This window comes from Escherichia sp. 10290 (genome assembly GCF_030295155.1).
GTDB classification, from domain to species: Bacteria; Pseudomonadota; Gammaproteobacteria; order Enterobacterales; family Enterobacteriaceae; genus Escherichia; species Escherichia coli_F.
This window is the reverse complement of the sequence record NZ_AP025741.1, coordinates 1,092,316-1,116,970: the sequence shown is the minus strand read 5'-3', so window position 1 is coordinate 1,116,970 and position 24,655 is coordinate 1,092,316. Positions and strand designations below refer to the sequence as shown.

Annotated in this window: 18 protein-coding genes; 7 read left to right on the top strand and 11 right to left on the bottom strand. The window is 50.9% G+C overall.

The genetic code is table 11. From position 1 onward, the window contains the following. The first annotated feature begins 128 nt into the window (after positions 1-128). Positions 129-869: a pyruvate formate lyase 1-activating protein gene (gene pflA / locus QUE74_RS05290; protein ID WP_000111043.1), complete on the top strand. Its 741-nt coding sequence runs from the start codon at positions 129-131 to the stop codon at positions 867-869. An 81-nt stretch (positions 870-950) separates the two neighbouring features. On the opposite strand, the gene QUE74_RS05285 is transcribed toward pflA, so the two are convergent. Beyond that, on the bottom strand, positions 951-1,541 hold the full coding sequence (locus QUE74_RS05285; protein WP_001190361.1) for an NAD(P)H oxidoreductase: 591 nt from the start codon (positions 1,539-1,541) through the stop codon (positions 951-953). A gap of 99 nt (positions 1,542-1,640) precedes the next feature. Between QUE74_RS05285 and QUE74_RS05280 the strand changes: the two genes are divergently transcribed. After that, positions 1,641-2,549: a LysR family transcriptional regulator gene (locus QUE74_RS05280; protein WP_001242668.1), complete on the top strand. Its 909-nt coding sequence runs from the start codon at positions 1,641-1,643 to the stop codon at positions 2,547-2,549. Here QUE74_RS05280 and QUE74_RS05275 read toward each other — a convergent pair whose 3' ends face one another. Together QUE74_RS05275 and QUE74_RS05270 are read right to left on the bottom strand one after the other, a co-directional pair. After that, positions 2,550-3,980 carry an APC family permease gene (locus QUE74_RS05275; protein WP_000918528.1) on the bottom strand — a complete coding sequence of 477 codons (1,431 nt, stop codon included), beginning with the start codon at positions 3,978-3,980 and terminating at the stop codon, positions 2,550-2,552. Positions 3,981-4,189: 209 nt separating this feature from the next. After that, a complete protein-coding gene (locus QUE74_RS05270) occupies positions 4,190-5,338 on the bottom strand; it encodes an MFS transporter (protein ID WP_000109295.1) in 1,149 nt (382 codons plus the stop codon). Between the two features lie 314 nt (positions 5,339-5,652). On the opposite strand from QUE74_RS05270, the gene ycaC reads away from it, so the two are divergent. Beyond that, on the top strand, positions 5,653-6,279 hold the full coding sequence (ycaC, locus tag QUE74_RS05265; RefSeq protein WP_000165885.1) for an isochorismate family cysteine hydrolase YcaC: 627 nt from the start codon (positions 5,653-5,655) through the stop codon (positions 6,277-6,279). 35 nt (positions 6,280-6,314) lie between these two features. Here ycaC and dmsC read toward each other — a convergent pair whose 3' ends face one another. The 8 genes from dmsC to lrp form a co-directional block, all read right to left on the bottom strand. Further along, positions 6,315-7,178: a dimethyl sulfoxide reductase anchor subunit DmsC gene (dmsC, locus tag QUE74_RS05260; RefSeq protein ID WP_000534654.1), complete on the bottom strand. Its 864-nt coding sequence runs from the start codon at positions 7,176-7,178 to the stop codon at positions 6,315-6,317. A 1-nt stretch (position 7,179) separates the two neighbouring features. After that, on the bottom strand, positions 7,180-7,797 hold the full coding sequence (dmsB, locus tag QUE74_RS05255) for a dimethylsulfoxide reductase iron-sulfur subunit DmsB (RefSeq protein WP_000213098.1): 618 nt from the start codon (positions 7,795-7,797) through the stop codon (positions 7,180-7,182). A gap of 10 nt (positions 7,798-7,807) precedes the next feature. Then, the gene (gene dmsA, locus QUE74_RS05250; protein WP_000850331.1) at positions 7,808-10,252 is read right to left on the bottom strand and encodes a dimethylsulfoxide reductase subunit A; all 2,445 of its coding nucleotides are present in this window, start codon (positions 10,250-10,252) and stop codon (positions 7,808-7,810) included. 238 nt (positions 10,253-10,490) lie between these two features. Continuing rightward, positions 10,491-11,783, bottom strand: a complete 1,293-nt coding sequence (serS, locus tag QUE74_RS05245) for a serine--tRNA ligase (RefSeq protein WP_000886683.1) — start codon at positions 11,781-11,783, stop codon at positions 10,491-10,493. Positions 11,784-11,873: 90 nt separating this feature from the next. Beyond that, positions 11,874-13,217 carry a replication-associated recombination protein RarA gene (rarA, locus tag QUE74_RS05240; protein WP_000067757.1) on the bottom strand — a complete coding sequence of 448 codons (1,344 nt, stop codon included), beginning with the start codon at positions 13,215-13,217 and terminating at the stop codon, positions 11,874-11,876. 10 nt (positions 13,218-13,227) lie between these two features. Further along, the gene (gene lolA / locus QUE74_RS05235; protein WP_001295343.1) at positions 13,228-13,839 is read right to left on the bottom strand and encodes an outer membrane lipoprotein periplasmic chaperone LolA; all 612 of its coding nucleotides are present in this window, start codon (positions 13,837-13,839) and stop codon (positions 13,228-13,230) included. 158 nt (positions 13,840-13,997) lie between these two features. After that, positions 13,998-18,104 carry a DNA translocase FtsK gene (ftsK, locus tag QUE74_RS05230; RefSeq protein WP_000077105.1) on the bottom strand — a complete coding sequence of 1,369 codons (4,107 nt, stop codon included), beginning with the start codon at positions 18,102-18,104 and terminating at the stop codon, positions 13,998-14,000. A gap of 134 nt (positions 18,105-18,238) precedes the next feature. After that, the gene (lrp, locus tag QUE74_RS05225) at positions 18,239-18,733 is read right to left on the bottom strand and encodes a leucine-responsive transcriptional regulator Lrp (RefSeq protein WP_000228473.1); all 495 of its coding nucleotides are present in this window, start codon (positions 18,731-18,733) and stop codon (positions 18,239-18,241) included. A 543-nt stretch (positions 18,734-19,276) separates the two neighbouring features. Here lrp and trxB point away from each other — a divergent pair. From trxB to aat, 4 genes are all read left to right on the top strand, one after another. Then, complete coding sequence (gene trxB / locus QUE74_RS05220) at positions 19,277-20,242, top strand: thioredoxin-disulfide reductase (RefSeq protein WP_000537433.1); 966 nt, start codon at positions 19,277-19,279, stop codon at positions 20,240-20,242. Positions 20,243-20,364: 122 nt separating this feature from the next. Further along, a complete protein-coding gene (cydD, locus tag QUE74_RS05215) occupies positions 20,365-22,131 on the top strand; it encodes a heme ABC transporter permease/ATP-binding protein CydD (RefSeq protein WP_001043630.1) in 1,767 nt (588 codons plus the stop codon). Next, positions 22,132-23,853: a heme ABC transporter ATP-binding protein/permease CydC gene (gene cydC / locus QUE74_RS05210; protein WP_001202206.1), complete on the top strand. Its 1,722-nt coding sequence runs from the start codon at positions 22,132-22,134 to the stop codon at positions 23,851-23,853. 41 nt (positions 23,854-23,894) lie between these two features. Then, on the top strand, positions 23,895-24,599 hold the full coding sequence (aat, locus tag QUE74_RS05205) for a leucyl/phenylalanyl-tRNA--protein transferase (protein WP_001241658.1): 705 nt from the start codon (positions 23,895-23,897) through the stop codon (positions 24,597-24,599). Positions 24,600-24,655 lie beyond the last annotated feature (56 nt).

Here is a 24,655-nt window from a genome sequence, read left to right as displayed (position 1 = left end):
TTTTTAGCACGAGAGCCTTTTTTGTCAGCTATCTATACTTTAAGGTGACTGCCAAAACAGACTCGACGTAGCCTTCGAGCTGCGCACCAACACGGCCTCAGATGGGCCACATCTGGAGAAACACCGCAATGTCAGTTATTGGTCGCATTCACTCCTTTGAATCCTGTGGAACCGTAGACGGCCCGGGTATTCGCTTTATCACCTTTTTCCAGGGCTGCCTGATGCGCTGCCTGTATTGTCATAACCGCGACACCTGGGACACGCATGGCGGTAAAGAAGTTACCGTTGAAGATTTGATGAAGGAAGTGGTGACCTATCGCCACTTTATGAACGCTTCCGGCGGCGGCGTTACCGCATCCGGCGGTGAAGCAATCCTGCAAGCTGAGTTTGTTCGTGACTGGTTCCGCGCCTGCAAAAAAGAAGGCATTCATACCTGTCTGGATACCAACGGTTTTGTTCGTCGTTACGATCCGGTGATTGATGAACTGCTGGAAGTAACCGACCTGGTAATGCTCGATCTCAAACAGATGAACGACGAGATCCACCAAAATCTGGTTGGAGTTTCCAACCACCGCACGCTGGAGTTTGCTAAATATCTGGCGAATAAAAATGTGAAGGTGTGGATCCGCTACGTTGTTGTCCCAGGCTGGTCTGACGATGACGATTCAGCGCATCGCCTCGGTGAATTTACCCGTGATATGGGCAACGTTGAGAAAATCGAGCTTCTCCCCTACCACGAGCTGGGCAAACACAAATGGGTGGCGATGGGTGAAGAATACAAACTTGATGGTGTTAAACCACCGAAGAAAGAGACCATGGAACGCGTGAAAGGCATTCTTGAGCAGTACGGTCATAAGGTAATGTTCTAATTTCCCCGTAAAGCGGCAACTTTATTGAGTTGCCGCTTTGTTATTCCGCGCTTCATTCTGCTACAGCGTTTTTAACACATCTTATAGTGCATCTACCATATCCCGTACCTGAGATAATAACGACTGATAATAGCTCGCGTGAAGTTCTTCCCCATCGAATACCACTGTATTACACAAGAAAGTGACATCGGCATCTTCAATACCAAGATAACTGCACATATTTATCAAATAATCGCTTATATTTTTTTCCCAGCCTATCTGGACAAATGATTCTTTGTCTCCTCCAACCAGCGCCACCCAACGAACTTTATTGAATGGTAATTTGTGCCCATCTCCATAAGCCAGCCCATTATTCCATACTCTGTCAATATATCCTTTTAGCATTGCTGGGAAGCTGTACCACCAGAGAGGAAAAACCACCACTAACGTGTCATGTTCAAGCAGCTCTGAATAAAGCTGATGAACCTCTGGAGAATAACGTTTATCCATATTCTTCCAGTCTGGTTCATCTTCCGGCGTCATCACCGGGTTGAAATTACGCCGATATAAATCGAGTTCCGTCACCTGTATTTTCCGCTCCATTGCCCGCTGATGGATCGCATCAGCAATATGTGCGGTCAATGAATCATGACGAGGATGGGCCCATACCAAATAAATACGTTCAGACTGCATAATTTTACCTCCACGTTAAGTTCTGGAGCGCACTTTACGCAGGCGGCATCATCCTGTAAACGTGATGATTCAGGATGAGTTAATGAAGGATTTTCACTAATGCGGATGAATATGTCTGACTTTGCCACTTTCTTTGCCGTGGCCCGTAATCAAAGCTTTCGTGCAGCAGGCGATGAGTTAGGCTTATCTTCGTCCGCCATTAGCCATAGTATTAAAACACTGGAACAACGTCTTAAAATTCGCTTATTCAATCGGACAACCCGAAGCGTATCGTTAACGGAAGCGGGTTCTAATCTCTATGAACGATTGCGCCCAGCTTTCGACGAAATTCAGATCATGTTAGATGAGATGAATGATTTTCGTCTGACACCGACAGGTACGCTCAAAATCAATGCCGCCCGGGTAGCTGCACGTATATTTTTAATACCTTTACTGGTTGGTTTCACACGTGAATATCCTGATATTAAAGTCGAGCTCACAACTGACGACTCTCTTGTTGATATCGTCCAGCAGGGCTTTGACGCTGGCGTTCGACTTAGTGGCATCGTCGAAAAAGATATGATCAGCGTGGCGATCGGCCCGCCAGTGAAATTATGTGTAGCAGCAACGCCAGAGTACTTTGCAAGATATGGCAAACCCCGCCATCCTCATGATCTGCTTAATCATCAATGTGTTGTTTTTCGTTATCCCAGCGGCAAACCTTTCCACTGGCAATTTGCAAAGGAGCTGGAAATTGCTGTCGCAGGAAATATCATTCTGGATGATGTTGATGCTGAACTGGATGCCGTTTTGATGGGTGCTGGTATCGGGTATCTGCTCTATGAACAGATCAAGGAGTACCTTGATACCGGTCGTTTAGAATGTGTACTGGAAGACTGGATCACAGAGCGTCCAGGCTTCCAGATCTATTACCCAAACCGCCAGTATATGTCCTGCGGCTTGCGCGCATTTCTCGATTATGTAAAAACGGGTCAGATCTGCCAGAGTCAGCGTCACCGACCACAATAATTATTTGCTATTCGCTTTACGCGCCAGCAGCGGGAATATCAGCCCTAATCCCACCAGCACAAACGGCGTTGCAACATTCAGCGCCAACTGGAATGTCCACTCTGCGGTGAAGGCTTCCATTTTCGGGAAAATACCCGTCAGGCAGGCAAAAGCGGTAAAGGCAAAACACCAAATTCCGACGGTCATTGCCAGCGGCTTATTACGAATAAAGACATATTCCGGCTTATATTTCTGCGCCAGGCGAACAACTGCAATAAATGCAACAAATACCCATAAATAACGCAGCGGCATCACTACCGAGTTAAGGTTCAACAGCCATTTATAGAGATTGTTCATATCACCGATGCCGAGAGTCGGCAGCATAATCAGGATCGCCACCAGCACCAGGGTCAGAAAATAGCCATTAACGGGCGTACCAGATGCGTTGGTACGACATAAACTGGCAGGAATATATTTGCTGTCAGCATCGCCTAATAATACTTTAAGCGGCGCATCAATCGAGAATACCAGCGCAGCTACTTGACCCAGAGTATTCGCAATGGCGTAAATCACCATTAAAGTATTACCCATGCTGTAATACTCGCCCAGCTTCTGGAAGGCGTAATACTGGCCGTTGGTCATTAAGTCATCGGGAATATTGCGGGAGTCAAACATCATCCCCATTGCAAGCGATCCAAGGATCGCGCACACCGCAACCATCACCGCCAGGCATAACATCCCTTTTGGAAATTCTTTTCCTGGGTTGCGCGTTTGATTAACGTAGGGAGAAATCTTCTCTGCTCCACCAACCGCAAAGACCAGCATTGAAATAGTGGTAATGTAGGTAAAGTCGATATGAGGAATAAACGTTTCCCAGGTAATGTTTGTGGTCGCAATATGCACTTCAGTAATCGCAGGCGCGGTTACCGCCATCGCCACATACAGGAGCGACATAACAAACATCGCAATCCCTGCCACAGAACCGACGATTTTCAGCGATTTCATACCGCGTGAAGCAACCCACATAAAGAAGACAAACAGCACCAGCGTTAACCCCTGTAACGCTACGACGGAATATTCTTTGATTAGCGAACCGTCGCCTTTCATCGCCCAACCGAGCGCAATCAGTATTGCCTGGGGTTTTTGTGCCAGATAGGGAATATGCACTACCCAGTAGGTCCACGCGGCGAGGTAAGCCAGTCCGGGTCCCATCGTGTGTTTAATCCAGGTACTGACCCCGCCCTTCCCATCTTTGAAGGTCGAGCCTAACTGACCAACAATTAGCGCATAAGGTGTGAAATAGAGCGCAAAGATAAACACCCATGAAAAAACAACCACCAGCCCCTGGTTGGCGTAGTTATTAACAACGTTGCCAAAACCCCAGACAGTGATAAAAGACATCAGCGCAATGTTGTACCATCGCAGCTGTTTTTCCTGAACATTCCCAGCCATAGACAAATCCTTCGCCAAAATTAAAGGGGCATCTGTAAAACGAGGGATTATGCGCGGCAAATAAGAAGTGCGGAAATAGCGAAATGCAAAATTATAACCTGCTGCACATTTTATTTTGAAACGAATAAAATTTTGAAAAAAGCAAGTCAGAGAGAAGAAACAAAAAAGCAGAGTGTGAAACAGTAAGTTCACACTCTGCGTTAATTCATTTACACGTGAGCAACGGGTTTCGGCGTATGACCGGCGTTGCGAAGCAGCATCAGCAAATAGATAAATGATACGCTGGCGATCATGATAAACAATAAATTATCGGAGAAATTCTGCATTAGCATGGCAGTAAATGACGGACCAAGCAGGCTTCCCACAGTATAGCTCAACAGTAAGGCCTGGTTCATCGCCACCAGTTGATGATGTTCAACTTTCTCGCAAGCCCATGCCATCGCCACCGGATATAGCGTAAAGCCAGCGGCACCGAGGATGAATAAAGCCGGGGCCATCGCCGCCTGGCTAAGCATCGCGATACTGCCGAGAATGACGACAAAGACCTGAACACGCAACACCAGCAGTCGACCAAACTTATCCGCCAGACGTCCAATCGGCCATTGTCCAAGGATACCCGCACTGACCAGGACCGCCATCCAGAAACCAATGCTGGCATTGCTCACCCCTTTGTGATTGAGGTACAGCGGCATCAGGCCATATAGAGATCCCAGAACGATTCCTGAGATAATGCAGCCATTCACGCCAAGCCGCGCCTGACGGAGTTTTAGCATTGACGTAATTGACGTCGAATCATGGTTTTCAGCCTGCTGATTCAGCACACGCGTAAACAACAGCGGTAAGATCCCTGCCAACGTCAAACCTGTAACCCACGGCAATACGGACATCAGCTCGGTTGAAACTTTGCTGACCAGTAACTGGCCTAAAAACGTTCCCACGTAATAAACCATCATATACGCAGCAAGCAAACGACCACGGTTACGTGACGTCCCACTGCACATCAGCGCGCTCTCAACGACCACCCAAATCATGGCACAGCCGACACCCGCTACAAAACGCCACGCCAACCAGCTCCAGAAACCAATCATCAGGCCAAGACCTGCACAGCCAGCGGCAAAAATGAAGGAGGCCAGATAATAGCTGCGGTTAAAGCCAATGCGCTTAATGACATACCCTGTCAGCAATGTACCGACCAGGTTGCCGGTAAAATAGGATGAGCTGACAACGCCTACCTGCCATGTGGACATATGTTCCTGGGCGAGCCAAAGCGGCACGAGCGTATTTAACACTGCGATCGCCAAAGTCAACAAAAGCAGGCCAGACAGCAAAAGCATGACAGGCCGGGTATACGTGGACATGAATTAAAACCGTGAGGAAGTTCAAATTTCATGCGCATCATGCCACCGCCAAAAACATTGTCAATGGGTGAAAATACGCGCATATCGCAGCTGAGGTATTATCGATTTATATTACTCATTCATAACGCTAATGCTGGAGAGACGATTAATCTCATCTGATTGTTTTTATTGATCTAACACAAATTTCATACGCTTCGTTCAGTCGAAAAATTTCATGGTCACAGCAAACTCATATTTCCCGTCTATGCTTTCAGAGCAATGCATCGCGTCTGACCGATTTCAGACGTACCGCTGACTCTCGAAAGGAGAAGAGGATGACCAAACCGTATGTTCGTCTCGATAAAAATGATGCTGCCGTTTTGCTTGTTGATCACCAGGCTGGTTTACTTTCCCTTGTACGGGATATCGAACCCGATAAGTTTAAAAATAACGTGCTGGCGCTGGGTGATCTGGCTAAGTATTTCAACTTATCTACTATTCTTACCACCAGTTTTGAAACCGGTCCTAACGGCCCATTAGTTCCAGAACTGAAAGCACAGTTCCCCGATGCACCTTACATTGCTCGCCCGGGAAATATTAACGCCTGGGATAACGAAGATTTTGTGAAAGCGGTAAAAGCGACAGGTAAAAAACAATTGATTATCGCTGGTGTGGTAACCGAAGTTTGCGTTGCGTTCCCGGCACTTTCGGCAATTGAAGAAGGGTTTGATGTCTTTGTCGTGACTGACGCGTCAGGGACCTTTAATGAAATTACCCGGCATTCGGCGTGGGATCGAATGTCGCAAGCGGGTGCGCAATTGATGACATGGTTCGGCGTGGCGTGCGAGCTGCATCGCGACTGGCGTAATGATATTGAAGGACTGGCGACGTTGTTCTCTAACCATATTCCTGATTATCGTAATTTGATGACCAGTTATGACACGTTAACGAAGCAGAAATAAAAGAGAACCGGGGCCGAAACCCCGGTTGTTACTCATTAACTTGCGACGGCCATCCCCACGGTCATATGCAAACCATAGAATACGCCACGACCGATTAATTCCCCTGCCAGAAGCAGAATGAATGATACAGAAAGTAGCGGAACTGCAGGCTGATAACCTTTTAGCTGTGGGGCAATCCACAAGCACAGGGCAACAGCCAAAAGTACGATACGCCAGGACATCAGCGCACCATAGTCCGGCACCAGCGCTGCAGCCTGCTGCACAGAGCTATGAATAGTCGCCAGCTCTGCGCCCTGCATCACTGACACCACGCCACTCACTACCAGGGCCAGTACAGAAATAGCTGGCAGCAGACGCATCGCCCAGCCATCGACGCCAGCCAGACTCAGTAACAGGTAACCCAGTAACGGGCCGCCCATGAACATCGTCAGGAAGAAGCCCATCGGTGTCCAGATGCTGTACCAGGTGGGTACGGTATCGATGCTGTTATAAACGCGCACCATCATCCAGACAAAGACTACGCCAAGAACCATCGTCACCACCAGCCACAGCGTACGCAGTGCTGGCGACAGCTTTTTCAGTATTGCCAGCACCCAACCGATGCCACCAACGGCAAAAAAGATCGAACCGCTGGCGATTTCGTTACTGAGTGCTGAAGCCCCTACCCGGTTGAGCGAGTTAAAAGCGCGCATCGGCGAACCAAGATGGAGCATAGAGGCGATAAAGCCAATACCCATCAGCACCCATAAGCCAAACATACAGGCAATAACACGCTGCTGGGCTTCTGCTCGCAGGTCGCCTTTGAGCAGCGCCAAAGCCAGAACGATAAAACCACCTGCTACACATTGCCCGAAGACCGTGAAGATCATCAGCGGCCATTCATGCCATCCACTTCCCATCTCACACCTCCTTCGGGTTTGCCAGATAGCCAGTGGTATCCCCGGTCGGGCGGCTGTTGGCATTGGGTTTGATCACAATATTCGGTTTGGTAAAGTGAGCTCGCGGCAACGGCGCAACAGCCGCCAAATCGCCATGTTTTTTACGCAGCTCGTCGATAGGGCCGAAATCCAGCGCCCGCAGCGGGCAGGATTCTACGCAGATCGGTTTTTTCCCCTCCGCAACACGGTCATAACAACCATCGCATTTGGTCATATGGCCTTTCGTTTCGTTATATTGCGGTGCGCCGTACGGGCAAGCCATATGGCAGTAACGGCAGCCAATGCATACATCTTCATCGACCACAACAAAACCATCTTCACGTTTATGCATCGCACCGCTCGGGCAGACTTTAGTACAAGCCGGATCTTCGCAGTGGTTACATGAAATCGACAGATAGTAGGCAAACACGTTCTGATGCCAGACACCGTTATCTTCCTGCCAGTCACCGCCAGCATATTCATAAATGCGGCGGAAGCTGACTTCCGGCGTCAGATCTTTATAGTCTTTACAGGCCAGCTCGCAGGTTTTGCAACCGGTGCAACGGCTGGAATCAATAAAAAATCCATACTGGGTTGTCATCGGTTACTCCTTACACCTTTTCAACCTGAACCAGGTTTGTATGTGACGGATTCCCCTTAGCGAGAGGAGACGGACGTTGAGTGGTCAGTACGTTAATACAACCGCCCTTATCGACACGTTTTGCATCCGGGTCATACCAGGCACCTTCACCCAGTGCGACCACACCCGGCATCATTCGTGGCGTCACTTTTGCCTCAATGTGAACCTCACCACGGTCGTTAAAGATCCTGACCTTATCGCCGTTGTTGATACCGCGTTTTTGTGCATCAAGCGGGTTGATCCACATTTCCTGACGGCAAGCTGCTTTCAGCACATCAACGTTGCCGTAAGTTGAGTGAACGCGAGATTTGTAGTGGAAGCCAGTAAGCTGCAGCGGATATTGTTTGTTCAGCGGATCCTGATAACTTTCAAAGCCCGGCGTGTAGATCGGCAGTGGATCGATCACGTCGCCTTCTGGCAATTCCCAGGTCGCGGCAATGTCAGCAAGCGCCTGCGAATAAATCTCAATTTTACCCGATGGCGTGGTCAGTGGATTTGCCTGCGGATCTTCACGGAAGGCTTTATAAGCAACGTGATGCCCTTGTGGGTCGCGCTTTTTAAAGATCCCCTGCTTGCGGAACTCTTCAAACGTTGGCAGTTCAGGAATCGCTTCCCGCGACTGGGCATACAGATGCCGCATCCACTCTTCCTGGGTACGGCCTTCAGTGAACTGCTGCTCGACGCCAAGACGTTTTGCCAGTTCACTGGTCATCTCATAGATGGTCTTACATTCAAAGCGCGGTTTAATCACCTGGTCGTTGAAAATCACATAAGACATATTCCCGCAGGATGCATCCAGCGCAAAGTCCATCTGTTCGGAAGCAGTGCAGTCAGGCAGCAGGATGTCAGCATATTTCGCCGATGAGGTCATGTGGCAGTCGATAACCACAATCAGCTCGCACTTCTTATCATCCTGGAGGATTTCATGAGTACGGTTGATTTCAGAATGCTGGTTAATCAGGCAGTTACCGGCATAGTTCCAGATCATTTTGATCGGCACATCAAGCTTATCTTTCCCGCGCACCCCATCACGCAGCGCTGTCATTTCCGGGCCACGTTCAATGGCATCGGTCCACATAAACATCGAAATGCTGGTCTGGATCGGGTTTTCGAGGGTCGGCATACGGACAAAAGGTAAGCTGTATGAACCTTCACGCGCGCCGCTGTTGCCCCCGTTAATACCAACGTTACCGGTCAGAATCGCCAGCATTGAGATAGCACGGGTTGCGATTTCACCGTTAGCGTGACGCTGCGGCCCCCATCCCTGACTGATAAACGCGGGTTTAGTACTGCCGATCTCACGTGCCAGTTTGACGATTTTGTCTGCCGGAACACCGGTAATTTGCGAGGCCCATTCCGGTGTTTTGGCCACGCCATCTGGCCCTTCCCCCAGAATATAAGCTTTATAGTGACCATTTTTCGGTGCACTGGCTGGCAGGGTTTTCTCGTCGTAGCCAACGCAATATTTATCGAGGAATTCCTGATCAACCAGATTTTCGCTGATCATGACGTACGCCAGACCATTAACCAGTGCGGCATCTGTTCCCGGACGAATGGGGATCCACTCATCTTCACGCCCTGCACCGGTGTCGGTATAGCGCGGATCGATAATGATCATACGAGCGTTGGATTTCTGACGAGCCTGCTCAAGGTAATAAGTCACCCCACCACCGCTCATTCGCGTTTCGCCAGGGTTATTACCAAACAGTACCACCAGCTTACTGTTTTCAATATCTGACGGGCTATTACCATCCGCCCAGCCGCCGTAGGTATAGTTCAAACCTTCCGCAATTTGCGCGGAAGAGTAGTCACCGTAATGGTTCAGATAACCGCCGCAGCAGTTCATCAGGCGAGCGACCAGGGTATTTCCCGGCGGCCAGGAGCGGGTCATGGTGCCGCCCAGCGTACCGGTACCATAGTTCAGATAGATAGACTCGTTGCCGTACTCTTTGATCAGACGCTGCATGTTCGTGGCGATAATGTCGTAGGCTTCTTCCCAGCTAATGCGCTCGAATTTGCCTTCGCCGCGCGCCCCAACTCGTTTCATCGGATATTTCAGGCGGTCAGGGTTATAAACGCGGCGACGCATGGAACGCCCACGCAGGCAGGCGCGTACCTGGTGCAGCCCGTCGTAATTATCATCGCCGGTATTGTCTGTTTCGACATATTTGATTTCACCGTCCACTACGTGCATACGTAGCGGGCAGCGGCTACCACAGTTAACTGTACAGGCGCTCCAGATAACCTTTTCGTCTGACTTTGCCGGAAGGGCACTATCAACAGCGTGCGCAATCCGACTAAAAGGTAAGGTTAATGCGCTGCTGGCCATTGCCAGGCCGCCGATCGCTGTCGTTTTTACCAAACCACGGCGACTCACCTCAGCAGCCAATACCGCATCAGGGATTTTCGTTTTCATAATGGCTCACTCAAGCTTGCTCACGATTGATTCCAGTAACAAACCGTATTGTGTAATTATTTCTATAGCAGGTCGCTATATAGGTTTGTATACATCGAATGATTTGAAAATCAAAGAGATAGGCAGATTTTCACTCGAAAGTAGTATTACGTGTAAGTGAGGAGTAATTATTGTTCGGTATCAAAGGGAGACAAAAAAAGCGCCCGAAGGCGCTTTTTAGATTCAGAAAAATTGGGTATTAGCCAATATATTCCAGTCCGTTCATATACGGACGCAGAACTTCCGGTACTTCGATACGACCATCAGCCTGCTGATAGTTTTCCATTACAGCAACCAGCGTACGACCAACAGCCAGACCAGAACCGTTCAGGGTATGAACCAGACGGGTTTTCTTGTCCGACTTGCTACGGCAACGTGCCTGCATACGACGCGCCTGGAAATCCCAAACGTTGGAGCAGGAAGAGATCTCGCGGTAGGTGTTCTGTGCCGGGATCCATACTTCCAGGTCGTAAGTTTTACAAGCGCCAAAGCCCATGTCGCCGGTACAAAGGATGATTTTACGGTACGGCAGGCCCAGCAGTTGCAGGACTTTTTCCGCATGACCGGTCATCTCTTCCAGCGCCGCCATTGAGTCTTCCGGGCGAACGATCTGCACCATTTCAACTTTGTCGAACTGGTGCATACGGATCAGACCACGGGTGTCACGACCATATGAACCTGCTTCAGAACGGAAACATGGGGTGTGGGCGGTCATCTTAATTGGCAGATCATCTTCATCGATGATTTCACCGCGTACCAGGTTGGTCAGCGGAACTTCTGCCGTTGGGATCAATGCATAGTTACTGGTGTCTGCTTCTTCTTCCAGCGGACGAGTATGGAACAGATCGCCAGCAAATTTCGGCAGTTGCCCCGTACCGTACAGCGTGTCCTGGTTAACCAGGTACGGAACATAGTTCTCACTGTAGCCATGCTGTTCGGTATGCAGATCCAGCATAAACTGCGACAGTGCGCGGTGCATGCGAGCAATCTGCCCTTTCATTACCACAAAGCGGGAACCAGTCAACTTAACTGCGGCTGCAAAGTCGAGGCCAGAGTGCATTTCACCCAGCGTCACATGGTCACGAACTTCAAAGTCAAACTCACGCGGGGTGCCCCAGCGGCTGACTTCAACGTTGTCATTTTCATCTTTACCTACCGGCACTTCATCTGCAGGCAAGTTAGGGATGGTTAGCGCGATATCGCGAATTTCAGCCTGTAAAGCATCCAGCTCGGCTTTTGCTGCATCCAGCTCTTCGCCCAGTTTGTTCACTTCCAGACGTAAAGGCTCGATATCTTCCCCGCGCGCTTTCGCCTGGCCAATGGATTTCGATCGGGAGTTACGCTCCGCTTGCAGGTTTTCCGTTTTGACCTGCAATACTTTACGACGCTCTTCAAGAGCGCCCAGCTTATCTACATCCAGCTTAAAGCCCCGGCGTGCCAGTTTTTCAGCGACTGCGTCTGGCTCATTACGCAGCAGATTGGGATCGAGCATGCTTATCCTGTGCTTATCGAATTAAATGGGAGATGTGGCCACAGCCTGCGACCACAGGGATACAGTAACAACATTACCGCAACGATAACATTAACGGTAGCGTTTTATGGGGCTATTTTGATCCTGTTCAGCCAGCCAGGCGAGCTTTTCGCCAATCTTGCCTTCAAGGCCCCTGTTTGTCGGGAAATAATAGCGTGTTTGTGCTATTTCCGGCGGGAAGTAAACCTCACCGGCAGCATAAGCGTTTGCTTCATCATGAGCATAACGATATTCCTGACTGTAGCCCATTTCCTTCATTAATTTTGTCGGCGCATTACGCAAATGAACCGGCACGTCATAATCCGGACGTTCGCGAGCATCGGCCAGCGCGGCTTTAAATGCGGTATAGACAGCGTTACTTTTTGGCGCGCAGGCCAGGTAAACAATCGCCTGAGCAATGGCACGTTCACCTTCAGCCGGACCAACTCGAGTAAAGCAATCCCAGGCCGCAATAGCCACCTGCATCGCCCGTGGGTCAGCATTACCCACATCTTCAGACGCAATCGCCAGGCAGCGACGCGCGACATATAACGGATCTCCACCGGCGGTAATAATTCGCGCATACCAGTACAGCGCCGCATCGGGTGCGCTCCCACGCACCGATTTATGCAGTGCAGAGATCAGATCGTAAAAGCGATCGCCTTTGTTATCAAAGCGGGCGCTACGCTCACCGGCGATTTCGGTCAGTAATTCAGGCTTCAGGACCCGCTTACCGCTATCATCGACTTCGGCCATATCCGCCATCATTTCCAGCGTATTTAACGCCCGGCGCGCGTCGCCATTCACCAGTTCAGCAATGGCGCGTCGTGTTTCATCTGGCAGAACAATATCCTGACCACCATAGCCACGGGTTTTGTCTTCCATCGCCTGAGTCAGTACTTGCTCAATATCCTCTGTACTGAGGGATTTCAGCAGATAGACACGGGCACGGGAAAGCAGCGCCGAATTAAGCTCAAACGACGGGTTTTCAGTCGTCGCACCAATAAAAGTGATGGTGCCGTCTTCAATATGTGGCAGAAATGCATCCTGCTGGCTTTTGTTGAAACGGTGAACTTCGTCAACAAAAAGAATAGTGCGGCGACCAGCATTGCGGTTTTGCCGAGCGCGCTCGATCGCCTCGCGAATCTCTTTCACGCCAGAGGTGACGGCAGAAATACGTTCCACATCAGCGTTCGCATAACGGGCTATAACTTCAGCGAGGGTTGTTTTGCCGGTACCCGGTGGCCCCCAGAGGATCATAGAATGCAAATGCCCAGCTTCGATAGCGCGCGGCAATGGCTTCCCGGCAGCCAGCAAATGTTGCTGGCCGATATACTGTGCTAAATTTTCTGGCCGCATACGCGCGGCCAGAGGTTGAAAAGTATTATCCGAAAAATCGAGCGACAGATTGCTCACTCAGGTGCCTCTACTTACGTTGATCATCTACCGTGACGCCTTGCGGCGGGGTGAAGGTAAATTTCGCTGCATCCACAGCCCCATTTTGCTGGGATTTCAGCTGATAACTGCTGCGCTGATCGTCCTGCTCCACCGCGCTAAACTGATGGATTGTGCCATCACGCCCTACGTTAATGGTGAACTGCTTCAAATTGCCATTGCTGGCTTTCGGCGTCAGGACAAAGTCATCGCCATTCTGTTTGATATTGTACTGCTGCCAGTCGCTGGACTGGTTGCGGGCAATCAGCATAAACGGCGTATTACCGGTGGCATCTTTCAGCCAGGTTGCCGTAGCTTGCTCAACGAACGGGTTATAGAACCACAGTGTTTTACCGTCAGAAACCAGAATGCTTTCATCAGGTTGAGTCATATGCCAGTTGAATAAGTTTGGACGTTTCACCCACAGATCGCCCTGACCTTCCTGCACCGCAGCGCCGCTACCGTCAGTCACTTTTTGTGTGAAGCTGGCGTGGAAGCTGCTGACTTTATCCAGACGGCTTTTCAGATCGCTTGCGGCATCAGCCCAAACACTGGACGCCACTAAACTTGAGAGTAATGCACAGGTGATGGCAATTTTTTTCATCATTGTTCCTCAAATTACGTCACTCCCGATCGGGAGTTCCCTCTACTCTCTATTCCAGGCTAATAATCAGCTTGAGGAAAGAAGAAAATACTGAATTTTCAGTTGATAGAGTGCCGGATGCAACGCTACCTCGCCTTATCCGGCCTACGATGCATTAATTAGTCAAACGGCGGTGGGGCCAGCACTTCACGATTACCGTTGTGCCCCTGTTCGCTGACAATCCCTTGCGCTTCCATCTGTTCGATAATACGCGCTGCACGGTTATAACCAATGCGGAACTGACGCTGTACGCCTGAAATTGACGCTTTGCGTTTTTCAGTGACAAACTGCACTGCCTGATCGAACAACGGATCCAATTCTTCAGCGCCATCGAAACCACCCGCACCACCTTCGCTTTCGCTGTCGGAGGTGATGCCGTCAACATACTGTGGGCGACCACGCGCTTTCCAGTCCTGCACCACGGCATGAACTTCCTGATCGCGAACAAAAGCACCGTGGACACGTACTGGCAGCGTGGAGTTCGGCCCAGAGTAGAGCATATCCCCCATACCCAGCAGGGATTCCGCGCCAGCCTGATCAAGAATGGTACGTGAGTCAATCTTACTGGATACGGTAAAGGCGATACGGGTCGGAATATTCGCTTTAATCAGACCAGTAATAACATCAACCGATGGACGCTGAGTTGCCAGTACGAGGTGGATACCTGCAGCACGGGCTTTTTGCGCCAGACGTGCTATCAGCTCTTCCACTTTTTTACCTACCGTCATCATCAGGTCGGCAAATTCGTCCACCAACACCACAATGTACGGTTCTTTTTTCAGCACCGGATGCTGGGCATCCATACTGTCACCCGGCTTCCAGTACGGGTCTGGAATCGGACGCATCATGCGATCGGCTTCAGCAATTTTTTCGTTATAACCCGCCAGATTACGCACACCCAGCGCAGACATCAGTTTGTAACGACGCTCCATCTCGTTAACACACCAGCGCAGCGCGTTGGCGGCATCTTTCATATCGGTAACAACTTCCGTTAACAGGTGCGGAATGCCTTCATAAACCGAAAGCTCCAGCATTTTCGGGTCGATCATGATGAAACGCACATCTTCTGGCTGTGCTTTATAAAGCATGCTCAGGATCATCGCGTTCACACCGACAGATTTACCGGAACCGGTAGTCCCCGCAACCAACAAGTGCGGCATCTTCGCCAGATCGGCAACCACCGGCTCACCGGCGATATCTTTACCCAGCACCACAGTTAATGGTGACGGATTATCGCGGAACTTCGCATTATCAAGCACTTCGCGCAGATAAACGGTTTGTCGTTTTTTATTCGGTAACTCCAGACCTACATAAGGTTTGCCAGGAATAACTTCAACGACACGCACCGCCACCGTCGAAAGTGAACGGGCAAGGTCACGAGACAAGTTAGAAATGCGCGCCGCTTTTACGCCCGGTGCCAGATTCAATTCAAAGCGAGTGATAACCGGTCCCGGAGAGTAATTGACGACATCGGCTTTAATACGGAAATCAGCCAGACGCGCTTCCACCAGGCGCGCCATTTGTTCAAGCGCAAAGGTATCTACCGGTTCCACTTCGCTCGGTGGCGGTGTCAGCAAATCCAGAGAAGGCAGCGGCGTCGTCGGTTTATGCAACGGACGGCTGTCGCCATTGCGCATCAACAGTGGATGAAGCAGGGTATCCTGCGGCTGCGGCGCAACCGGTTGTTGTGGCTGCTGATACTGCGGCTGCGGCGCAACTGGCTGTTGCGGCTGCTGATATTGCTGCTGTGGTGCAACCGGCTGTTGTGGCTGCTGATACTGCGGCTGTGGTGCAACCGGCTGTTGCGGCTGCTGATATTGCGGCTGCTGTGCAACCGGTTGTTGCGGCTGCTGGTATTGCTGCTGCGGCGCTATCGGTTGTTGCGGCTGCTGATACTGCGGCTGCGGCACTACCGGTTGTTGCGGCTGCTGTACAGGTTCAACAATTGGCGTAAACAGCGGTTCGTGTGGCCCATCATCCAGCAAAGCTTTCATTGGCGAAAATTCGAAATCATCCAGCGAGAACGGATTCGCCCCAGCTGGTTGTTCGCCCGAATAACGTTGCTGTTGAGTTTGAGCAAACTGACGAGCCAGTTCTGCCTCTGCTACAGCATCTGTATCTTCTGCGTTGACTGGCACATCATGTTGATACTGTTCGCCATAGCGTTGCTGCTGCGTCTGGGCGAACTGACGCGCCAGTTCATCCTGCTGCATCGCATCGATTTCATCATCGTTATACTGATCGCCGGAATCGTACTGATTGCGCTGGGCTTCACGGGCTTTTTCTTCTGCTGCACGCTGTGAGGGCAGCTTAATGCCATATGACGCCAGTTCACGACGAGTTGGCACGCGGATACGTTTCGGTCGTGGCAACTGCGGGCCAATCCCCTCTTTAACCTGCGGACGCGGTCCACCGCTATTTGCCAGACTGAAGACTGGTGCGGCAACGGTTGCGGCAGCCCCCGTCGCCAATGTCGCTTTTTTCACGCCAGATGCCAGAGGGGAAACAGCGGCAGCGGCTTCCACTGGAGGTACTGCTGCAACAGAAGGTGCTTTCAGCGAAGATTTGATCGGTTCTGGTTCTTTAACCGGTTCAGGAATCGGTTGATACCAGGCCGCAAGTTGTTCACGTTCACGGGCACGCTTCTCTTCCACTTCTTCAAAATAGTAAAGCGGCGGACGCGCGGGTTTTGTCTCTTCTACAATGGGTTCAGGCTCCACAACAGGCTGCTGTTCAACGGGTTGCGGCTGTTGGTACAACGGCTCCTGAGCGGCTGGCTGCTGATAAGTTTGCTCAGTCTGGTATGTAGACTGTGGAGCAAAAGTGGATTGCTGCTCTTCGGCTTGCCAGGCGTTACCTGCCATCGATTGTTCTGGCGCAGGGGCGTAATACGGCTGTTGCGCAGACTGTTCCGCCGCAGTTGTGTAATACGGCTGCTGAACAGGTTGTTCCGGCGCAGGAGCGTAGTAAGGTTGTTGCACAGGCTGTTCAGCTGCAGGCGCATAATACGGCTGCTGTGGCTGTACAGGTTGTTGCAGCGGCTCATTATATTGCTCTGCAGGCTGCGCATATTGTGACTGCTGTGGGTAACCTTCCGGTGCAGGTGCAATAACCGGTTCTCCCGTTTGCGGCCCCGGTACAGGCTGCCAGGCTACTGTAGGTTGCGTAGGTGGAACATCAACAGAGGCAACTGGCGGCGTCTGAGTCACAGGTTCAACCGGTGCAGCCCAGCTTTGTGTCGCCGTGGTAGCAGCAGCTGCTACAGCAACAGGTTCGGTAATTGGCGCACCGTTTAATAATGGATCGTATTCGTCATATTCTGGCTGCGTTGCACGATTGCCCGAAAAGAGGACGTCGTCAGGGTCGGCAGCCACACCGCGTGCAGTGTAGGTAATCTCTTCTTCATCATCCATCCGCTTACCGGAGAACAACGCAGCATCTGTTTGCCGCCCCATCGGATTAATAAATTTTTCCGCCAACCGTTTACGACGCGCTAACGCGCCGCGAAGAATACGGGCACGGCGCGATTCATGCTGTTTGCCGTGATTTTCATCTTCATATTCTTCGTCGTCTTCATACTCATCTTCATCGACCCAGGTATCATCGCGACGGGTACGATTACTGGCGAAGGTGAGAATGTTTAAAATCCAGCCGCCAAGTTTTTCAGCAATGGTCACCCATGACCAACCGGTAAACAGTGTCAGGCCCGCCGCCCAAACGCAGAGCAGCGCAATAGTTCCCCCGCTACTGTGTAGCAGTGGTTGTAGCGTAGTGCTTAGTAAGCTGCCGATGACGCCACCGGAGGCAAAATACCAGATATCGTCAGCGTTGATTGCCGCCAGACCACAAGAGGTAAGGATGAGCGCCAAAACGCCAATGATGCGTAGCGAAACGGCAAAATAATCAATGTATTCGTCACTGGACTGATGACGCCAGGCAAACCAACAGCCGCCGACGATAATGACGGGAATGGTGTAAGCCATCACGCCAAAAATAAAGAACAGCGTATCTGCCAGCCACGCACCGGGCATCCCACCTAAATTATGGATAGGTTCATGCCAGGCCGTTTGCGACCAGCTGGGGTCCGAAGGGTTAAAGCTTAGTAAGGCAGCCATCAACCAGACGGCAAACAGGACAATAAGGATCAGCAACGCCTCCAGAAGGCGGCGGCCGCTACTTAACTTTGTCAATGTGACTTCTTTGTCTTCAGTGTATTCCTGGCTCAAGAAAGGCTCTCCAGGTTACAGGCTTTTCCTGCCCGATGCTAAAACGGACAACAGTACCAGGTTACCCCAGTACTGTTGCTGTATGGATTAACAGGAGTGTAATCAAAATACGCCGATTTTGCACCTGTTCCGTGTTAGCGCGTCTTAATAACCAGACGATTACTCTGCTTGACTTCTTCCATAACAACGTATGTCCGCGTGTCATTGACGCCAGGCAGACGCAGCAGGGTTTCCCCCAGCAACTTACGGTAAGCTGACATATCCGGCACGCGTGTTTTCAACAGGTAGTCGAAATCGCCGGATACTAAATGACACTCCTGAATTTCTTCAAGTTTTTGTACAGCAGTATTGAATTGTTCAAACACATCCGGTGCGCCACGATTCAGAGTAATCTCAACGAATACCAGAAGTGATGCATCCAGATAATGGGGGTTCAGCAGCGCTGTATAGCCCTGAATAAACCCTTGTCTTTCCAGCCGACGCACACGCTCAAGGCACGGCGTTGGGGAAAGTCCCACACGTTTAGAAAGCTCGACGTTAGAAATACGCCCATCCTTTTGCAACTCATTAAGAATGTTACGATCGATACGGTCGAGATCTTTGCCAGGGCGCTTCTTGCTATCTACCATTATTATTGTCTCTCTGTATTCCTTCCCTACTCCTGTCTGACCCTGAAACATCACTGTTCAGAGTCGCTACCCGTCACGATAGACCGAAATCATTAAGATTCACGGCGCGCAATGCCTGGTCTACGGTGAGAAGACCGTTGCCTGGTGGCAGCTATCGACATCACGAATGGCGTCTGTCCACGCCATACGTAGATTTCACTAGCACGGTAAACATGGTATTTACATGCATGGTTATGCGCATATAAGAATACTGTTTTTTTTCTTCCTCGAATGTTTTCGCAAAACACCAGGGGATTGTCAAAGCAAAACATCGATTTTTAGTACAACATGCCAGATATTCATTAACAGGGGCGTTTATTCATCATTTAATCGGCTTATAAAGCGGGAAATTTAAGTAGCAGAGGTGATAATGACTGGAGAATTTGACCTGCTTATCGATGCTGCCGATTGCACAAATTGTTAACAAAATCGTCATACTCTTTTTTTACGTCTGTAAATTCCCTACAATCCTGCCCATTGTCTGCCAACAACTATGGGGATCTCATGGGCACGACCAAACACAGTAAACTGCTTATCCTGGGTTCAGGCCCGGCGGGATACACCGCTGCTGTCTACGCGGCGCGCGCCAACCTGCAACCTGTGCTGATTACCGGCATGGAAAAAGGCGGCCAACTGACCACCACCACGGAAGTGGAAAACTGGCCTGGCGATCCAAACGATCTGACCGGTCCGTTATTAATGGAGCGCATGCACGAACATGCCACCAAATTTGAAACTGAAATCATCTTTGATCACATCAACAAAGTTGATTTGCAGAATCGTCCGTTCCGTCTGACTGGCGATAGCGGCGAATACACTTGCGACGCGCTGATTATTGCCACTGGAGCTTCTGCTCGCTATCTCGGCCTGCCCTCTGAAGAAGCCTTTAAAGGGCGTGGGGTTTCTGCTTGTGCAACCTGCGACGGTTTCTTCTATCGTAACCAAAAAGTTGCGGTCATCGGCGGCGGCAATACGGCGGTTGAAGAGGCGCTGTATCTGTCTAACATCGCTTCGGAAGTGCATCTTATCCACCGTCGTGACAGTTTCCGCGCGGAAAAAATCCTCATTAAACGTCTGATGGATAAAGTGGAAAACGGCAACATCATTCTGCACACCAACCGTACGCTGGAAGAAGTGACCGGCGATCAGATGGGCGTCACTGGCGTTCGTCTGCGCGATACACAAAACAGCGATAACATCGAGTCACTCGACGTTGCCGGTCTGTTTGTGGCTATCGGCCACAGCCCGAACACGGCTATTTTCGAAGGGCAGTTGGAACTGGAAAACGGCTATATCAAAGTGCAGTCGGGTATTCATGGTAATGCCACCCAGACCAGCATCCCTGGCGTATTTGCCGCAGGCGACGTGATGGATCATATTTATCGCCAGGCTATTACCTCGGCCGGTACAGGCTGCATGGCGGCACTTGATGCGGAACGCTACCTCGATGGTTTAGCTGACGCAAAATAATTTTACAAATCAGTAACAAAAGTAAAGAAGGCGACACCATGCGACTATGGGTCGCCTTTATTTTTTCCCCGTTGTAACATTGCTCTGCAAATAATTCTGATAACTCACCTGCTAAGCGTGCAATGAATAAATCCCGTCAAAAAGAGTTAACCCGCTGGTTAAAACAGCAAAGCGTCATCTCCCAACGTTGGCTGAATATTTCTCGTCTACTGGGCTTTGTGAGCGGCATATTGATCATTGCCCAGGCCTGGTTCATGGCGCGTATTCTGCAACATATGATTATGGAGAGTATTCCCCGTGAAGCCCTGCTGCTTCCCTTTACGTTACTGGTTCTGACCTTTGTACTGCGCGCATGGGTGGTCTGGTTACGCGAACGAGTGGGTTATCACGCCGGGCAGCATATCCGCTTTGCCATCCGCCGTCAGGTTCTCGACCGTCTGCAACAAGCAGGGCCAGCGTGGATTCAGGGTAAACCGGCGGGGAGCTGGGCGACGCTGGTACTCGAGCAAATTGACGATATGCATGATTACTATGCACGCTACCTGCCGCAAATGGCGCTGGCAGTGTCGGTGCCGTTGCTGATTGTGGTGGCTATCTTCCCCTCTAACTGGGCTGCGGCGCTCATTCTGCTGGGCACTGCTCCGTTAATTCCGTTATTTATGGCGCTGGTTGGAATGGGGGCTGCCGATGCTAACCGACGCAACTTTCTCGCTCTTGCTCGCTTAAGTGGGCATTTTCTCGATCGCCTGCGCGGCATGGAAACATTGCGTATTTTTGGTCGTGGTGAAGCTGAAATTGAAAGTATTCGTTCTGCTTCGGAAGATTTCCGCCAACGGACAATGGAAGTGCTACGGCTGGCGTTTTTATCCTCCGGCATTCTCGAATTTTTTACCTCGCTGTCAATTGCTCTGGTCGCGGTCTACTTTGGTTTTTCCTATCTCGGTGAGCTGGATTTTGGGCACTACGATACTGGCGTGACGCTGGCTGCGGGGTTTCTGGCCCTGATCCTTGCGCCGGAGTTTTTCCAGCCATTGCGCGATCTGGGTACGTTTTATCATGCTAAAGCCCAGGCTGTTGGCGCGGCAGACAGTCTGAAAACGTTTATGGAAACCCCGCTCGCCCATCCGCAGCGCGGTGAGGCTGAATTAACGTCGGCCGATCCGGTGACCATTGAGGCCGAGGATCTGTTTATCACGTCGCCGGAAGGTAAAACGCTGGCCGGACCGTTGAACTTTACTTTGCCAGCAGGCCAACGAGCGGTGTTGGTTGGTCGTAGCGGTTCAGGTAAAAGCTCACTACTGAATGCGCTTTCCGGTTTTCTTTCATATCAGGGATCGCTACGAATCAACGGAATAGAATTACGTGATTTATCACCGGAATCATGGCGTAAGCATCTCTCCTGGGTTGGTCAAAATCCACAATTACCAGCAGCAACACTACGAGATAACGTACTGCTGGCACGACCTGATGCCAGCGAACAAGAGTTACAAACAGCACTGGATAACGCGTGGGTCAGTGAGTTTCTACCGCTCCTGCCACAAGGCGTTGATACGCCTGTTGGCGACCAGGCTGCCCGCCTTTCCGTAGGCCAGGCACAACGTGTGGCGGTGGCGCGTGCATTACTGAATCCCTGTTCGCTATTACTGTTGGATGAACCCGCAGCAAGCCTTGATGCTCACAGTGAACAGCGCGTAATGGAGGCGCTGAATGCCGCCTCTCTGCGCCAGACAACGTTAATGGTCACCCACCAGTTAGAAGATCTTGCTGACTGGGATGTCATTTGGGTAATGCAGGATGGTCAGATTATCGAGCAAGGACGTTACGCGGAATTAAGCGTGGCTGGTGGTCCTTTCGCCACATTGCTGGCCCATCGTCAGGAGGAGATTTAAATGCGCGCTTTGCTACCCTATCTGGCACTGTATAAACGTCATAAATGGATGTTAAGTCTTGGTATTGTGCTGGCAATTGTCACGCTGCTCGCCAGTATCGGTCTGTTGACACTTTCCGGCTGGTTCCTCTCGGCCTCAGCGGTAGCGGGGGTTGCCGGACTGTACAGCTTCAACTATATGCTACCCGCTGCGGGCGTGCGTGGTGCAGCAATCACCCGTACTGCCGGGCGCTATTTTGAACGTCTGGTAAGTCACGACGCGACTTTCCGCGTGTTGCAGCATCTGCGCATTTACACCTTCAGCAAATTGCTACCCCTCTCCCCTGCCGGACTGGCGCGCTATCGTCAGGGCGAATTGCTCAACCGCGTCGTGGCGGATGTTGATACGCTCGATCATCTTTACCTGCGCGTTATCTCGCCGCTGGTAGGCGCTTTTGTAGTGATTATGGTGGTGACTATCGGGTTAAGTTTTCTTGATTTCACCCTCGCCTTTACGCTGGGTGGCATTATGTTACTGACGCTTTTCCTGATGCCACCGCTGTTTTATCGTGCGGGAAAAAGCACCGGGCAAAATCTGACTCATCTTCGCGGGCAGTATCGCCAACAACTGACAGCCTGGCTGCAAGGGCAAGCTGAGCTGACCATTTTTGGTGCCAGCGATCGTTATCGCACGCAATTAGAGAATACTGAAATTCAGTGGCTGGAAGCGCAACGCCGTCAATCTGAACTGACAGCTTTGTCGCAAGCAATAATGCTGTTAATTGGCGCGTTAGCGGTGATCCTGATGCTGTGGATGGCGTCTGGCGGCGTTGGTGGCAATACTCAACCAGGCGCGTTAATTGCCCTGTTTGTCTTCTGTGCGTTAGCCGCGTTTGAAGCACTGGCACCAGTAACGGGTGCATTTCAGCATCTGGGGCAAGTCATTGCCTCTGCCGTACGGATCACCGATTTAACGGATCAAAAACCTGAAGTCACCTTCCCTGATACCCAAACCCGTGTTGCCGATTGCGTTTCGCTGACGTTACGGGATGTTCAGTTCACTTATCCGGAGCAGTCCCAACAGGCACTTAAAGGGATTTCTCTTCAGGTAAACGCCGGAGAACATATGGCGATTCTCGGGCGAACCGGATGCGGTAAATCAACATTGTTACAACTGCTGACCCGCGCATGGGACCCGCAACAGGGCGAGATTTTAATTAACGATAGCCCCATAGCCAGCCTGAACGAAGCAACTCTACGACAGACCATCAGCGTTGTGCCACAGCGAGTGCATCTGTTTAGCGCCACACTGCGTGATAATCTGTTACTCGCCTCGCCTGGCAGTAGTGATGAAGTTTTGGCGGAGATCTTGCGTCGAGTTGGTCTGGAGAAGCTGCTCGAGGATGCAGGTCTCAACAGTTGGTTAGGTGAAGGCGGACGCCAGCTCTCCGGTGGTGAACTGCGCCGTCTGGCTATCGCCCGTGCGCTGTTACATGATGCGCCACTGGTATTGCTGGATGAACCTACCGAAGGCTTAGATGCCACAACTGAAAGTCAGATCCTTGAATTACTTGCAGAAATGATGCGTGAGAAAACGGTGTTAATGGTCACCCATCGACTTCGCGGGCTCTCTCGTTTCCAGCAAATAATAGTGATGGACAACGGGCAAATTATTGAGCAAGGTACTCACGCAGAACTGCTTGCCCGACAGGGGCGTTATTACCAGTTTAAGCAGGGTTTGTAAGCTATTATTGAACGATCCGACTTGCGTGGAGTTTTGCGGTCATGCGCCTGGTTCAGCTTTCTCGCCATTCAATAGCCTTCCCTTCCCCGGAAGGCGCATTACGTGAGCCTAACGGCCTGCTGGCACTGGGGGGCGATCTTAGCCCTGCGCGCCTGTTAATGGCTTATCAGCGTGGTATTTTTCCGTGGTTTTCTCCAGGCGACCCCATCCTCTGGTGGTCGCCCGATCCTCGCGCGGTACTATGGCCTGAATCATTGCATATCAGCCGTAGTATGAAACGATTTCATAAACACTCGCCCTATCGTGTCACGATGAATTACGCCTTTGGTCAGGTCATTGAAGGCTGTGCCAGCGATCGCGAAGAAGGAACCTGGATCACGCGTGGCGTGGTCGAAGCCTACCATCGCCTTCACGAACTCGGTCATGCCCACTCCATCGAAGTCTGGTGTGAAGATGAGCTTGTTGGCGGTATGTACGGCGTGGCCCAGGGAACGCTATTTTGTGGCGAGTCCATGTTCAGCCGGATGGAAAACGCGTCCAAAACGGCGCTACTGGTCTTCTGTGAGGAATTTATCCGTCACGGTGGCAAACTTATCGACTGCCAGGTCCTTAACGATCACACAGCTTCGCTTGGTGCCTGCGAAATTCCCCGCCGGGATTATCTAAATTATCTCAATCAAATGCGCCTCGGACGATTGCCGAATAATTTCTGGGTACCACGGTGCTTGTTTTCACCACAAGAATGAATGTTTTCGGCACATTTCTCCCCAGAGTGTTATAATTGCGGTCGCAGAGTTGGTTA

Coding starts and splice junctions, on each gene's coding strand:
- ycaC (WP_000165885.1), top strand. CDS start 5,653: ATGACCAAACCGTATGTTCGTCTCGATAAAAATGATGCTGCCGTTTTG.
- lrp (WP_000228473.1), bottom strand. CDS start 18,733: ATGGTAGATAGCAAGAAGCGCCCTGGCAAAGATCTCGACCGTATCGAT.
- dmsC (WP_000534654.1), bottom strand. CDS start 7,178: ATGGGAAGTGGATGGCATGAATGGCCGCTGATGATCTTCACGGTCTTC.
- dmsB (WP_000213098.1), bottom strand. CDS start 7,797: ATGACAACCCAGTATGGATTTTTTATTGATTCCAGCCGTTGCACCGGT.
- trxB (WP_000537433.1), top strand. CDS start 19,277: ATGGGCACGACCAAACACAGTAAACTGCTTATCCTGGGTTCAGGCCCG.
- cydD (WP_001043630.1), top strand. CDS start 20,365: ATGAATAAATCCCGTCAAAAAGAGTTAACCCGCTGGTTAAAACAGCAA.
- serS (WP_000886683.1), bottom strand. CDS start 11,783: ATGCTCGATCCCAATCTGCTGCGTAATGAGCCAGACGCAGTCGCTGAA.
- QUE74_RS05285 (WP_001190361.1), bottom strand. CDS start 1,541: ATGCAGTCTGAACGTATTTATTTGGTATGGGCCCATCCTCGTCATGAT.
- QUE74_RS05275 (WP_000918528.1), bottom strand. CDS start 3,980: ATGGCTGGGAATGTTCAGGAAAAACAGCTGCGATGGTACAACATTGCG.
- pflA (WP_000111043.1), top strand. CDS start 129: ATGTCAGTTATTGGTCGCATTCACTCCTTTGAATCCTGTGGAACCGTA.
- cydC (WP_001202206.1), top strand. CDS start 22,132: ATGCGCGCTTTGCTACCCTATCTGGCACTGTATAAACGTCATAAATGG.
- QUE74_RS05280 (WP_001242668.1), top strand. CDS start 1,641: ATGCGGATGAATATGTCTGACTTTGCCACTTTCTTTGCCGTGGCCCGT.
- lolA (WP_001295343.1), bottom strand. CDS start 13,839: ATGAAAAAAATTGCCATCACCTGTGCATTACTCTCAAGTTTAGTGGCG.
- dmsA (WP_000850331.1), bottom strand. CDS start 10,252: ATGAAAACGAAAATCCCTGATGCGGTATTGGCTGCTGAGGTGAGTCGC.
- QUE74_RS05270 (WP_000109295.1), bottom strand. CDS start 5,338: ATGTCCACGTATACCCGGCCTGTCATGCTTTTGCTGTCTGGCCTGCTT.
- aat (WP_001241658.1), top strand. CDS start 23,895: ATGCGCCTGGTTCAGCTTTCTCGCCATTCAATAGCCTTCCCTTCCCCG.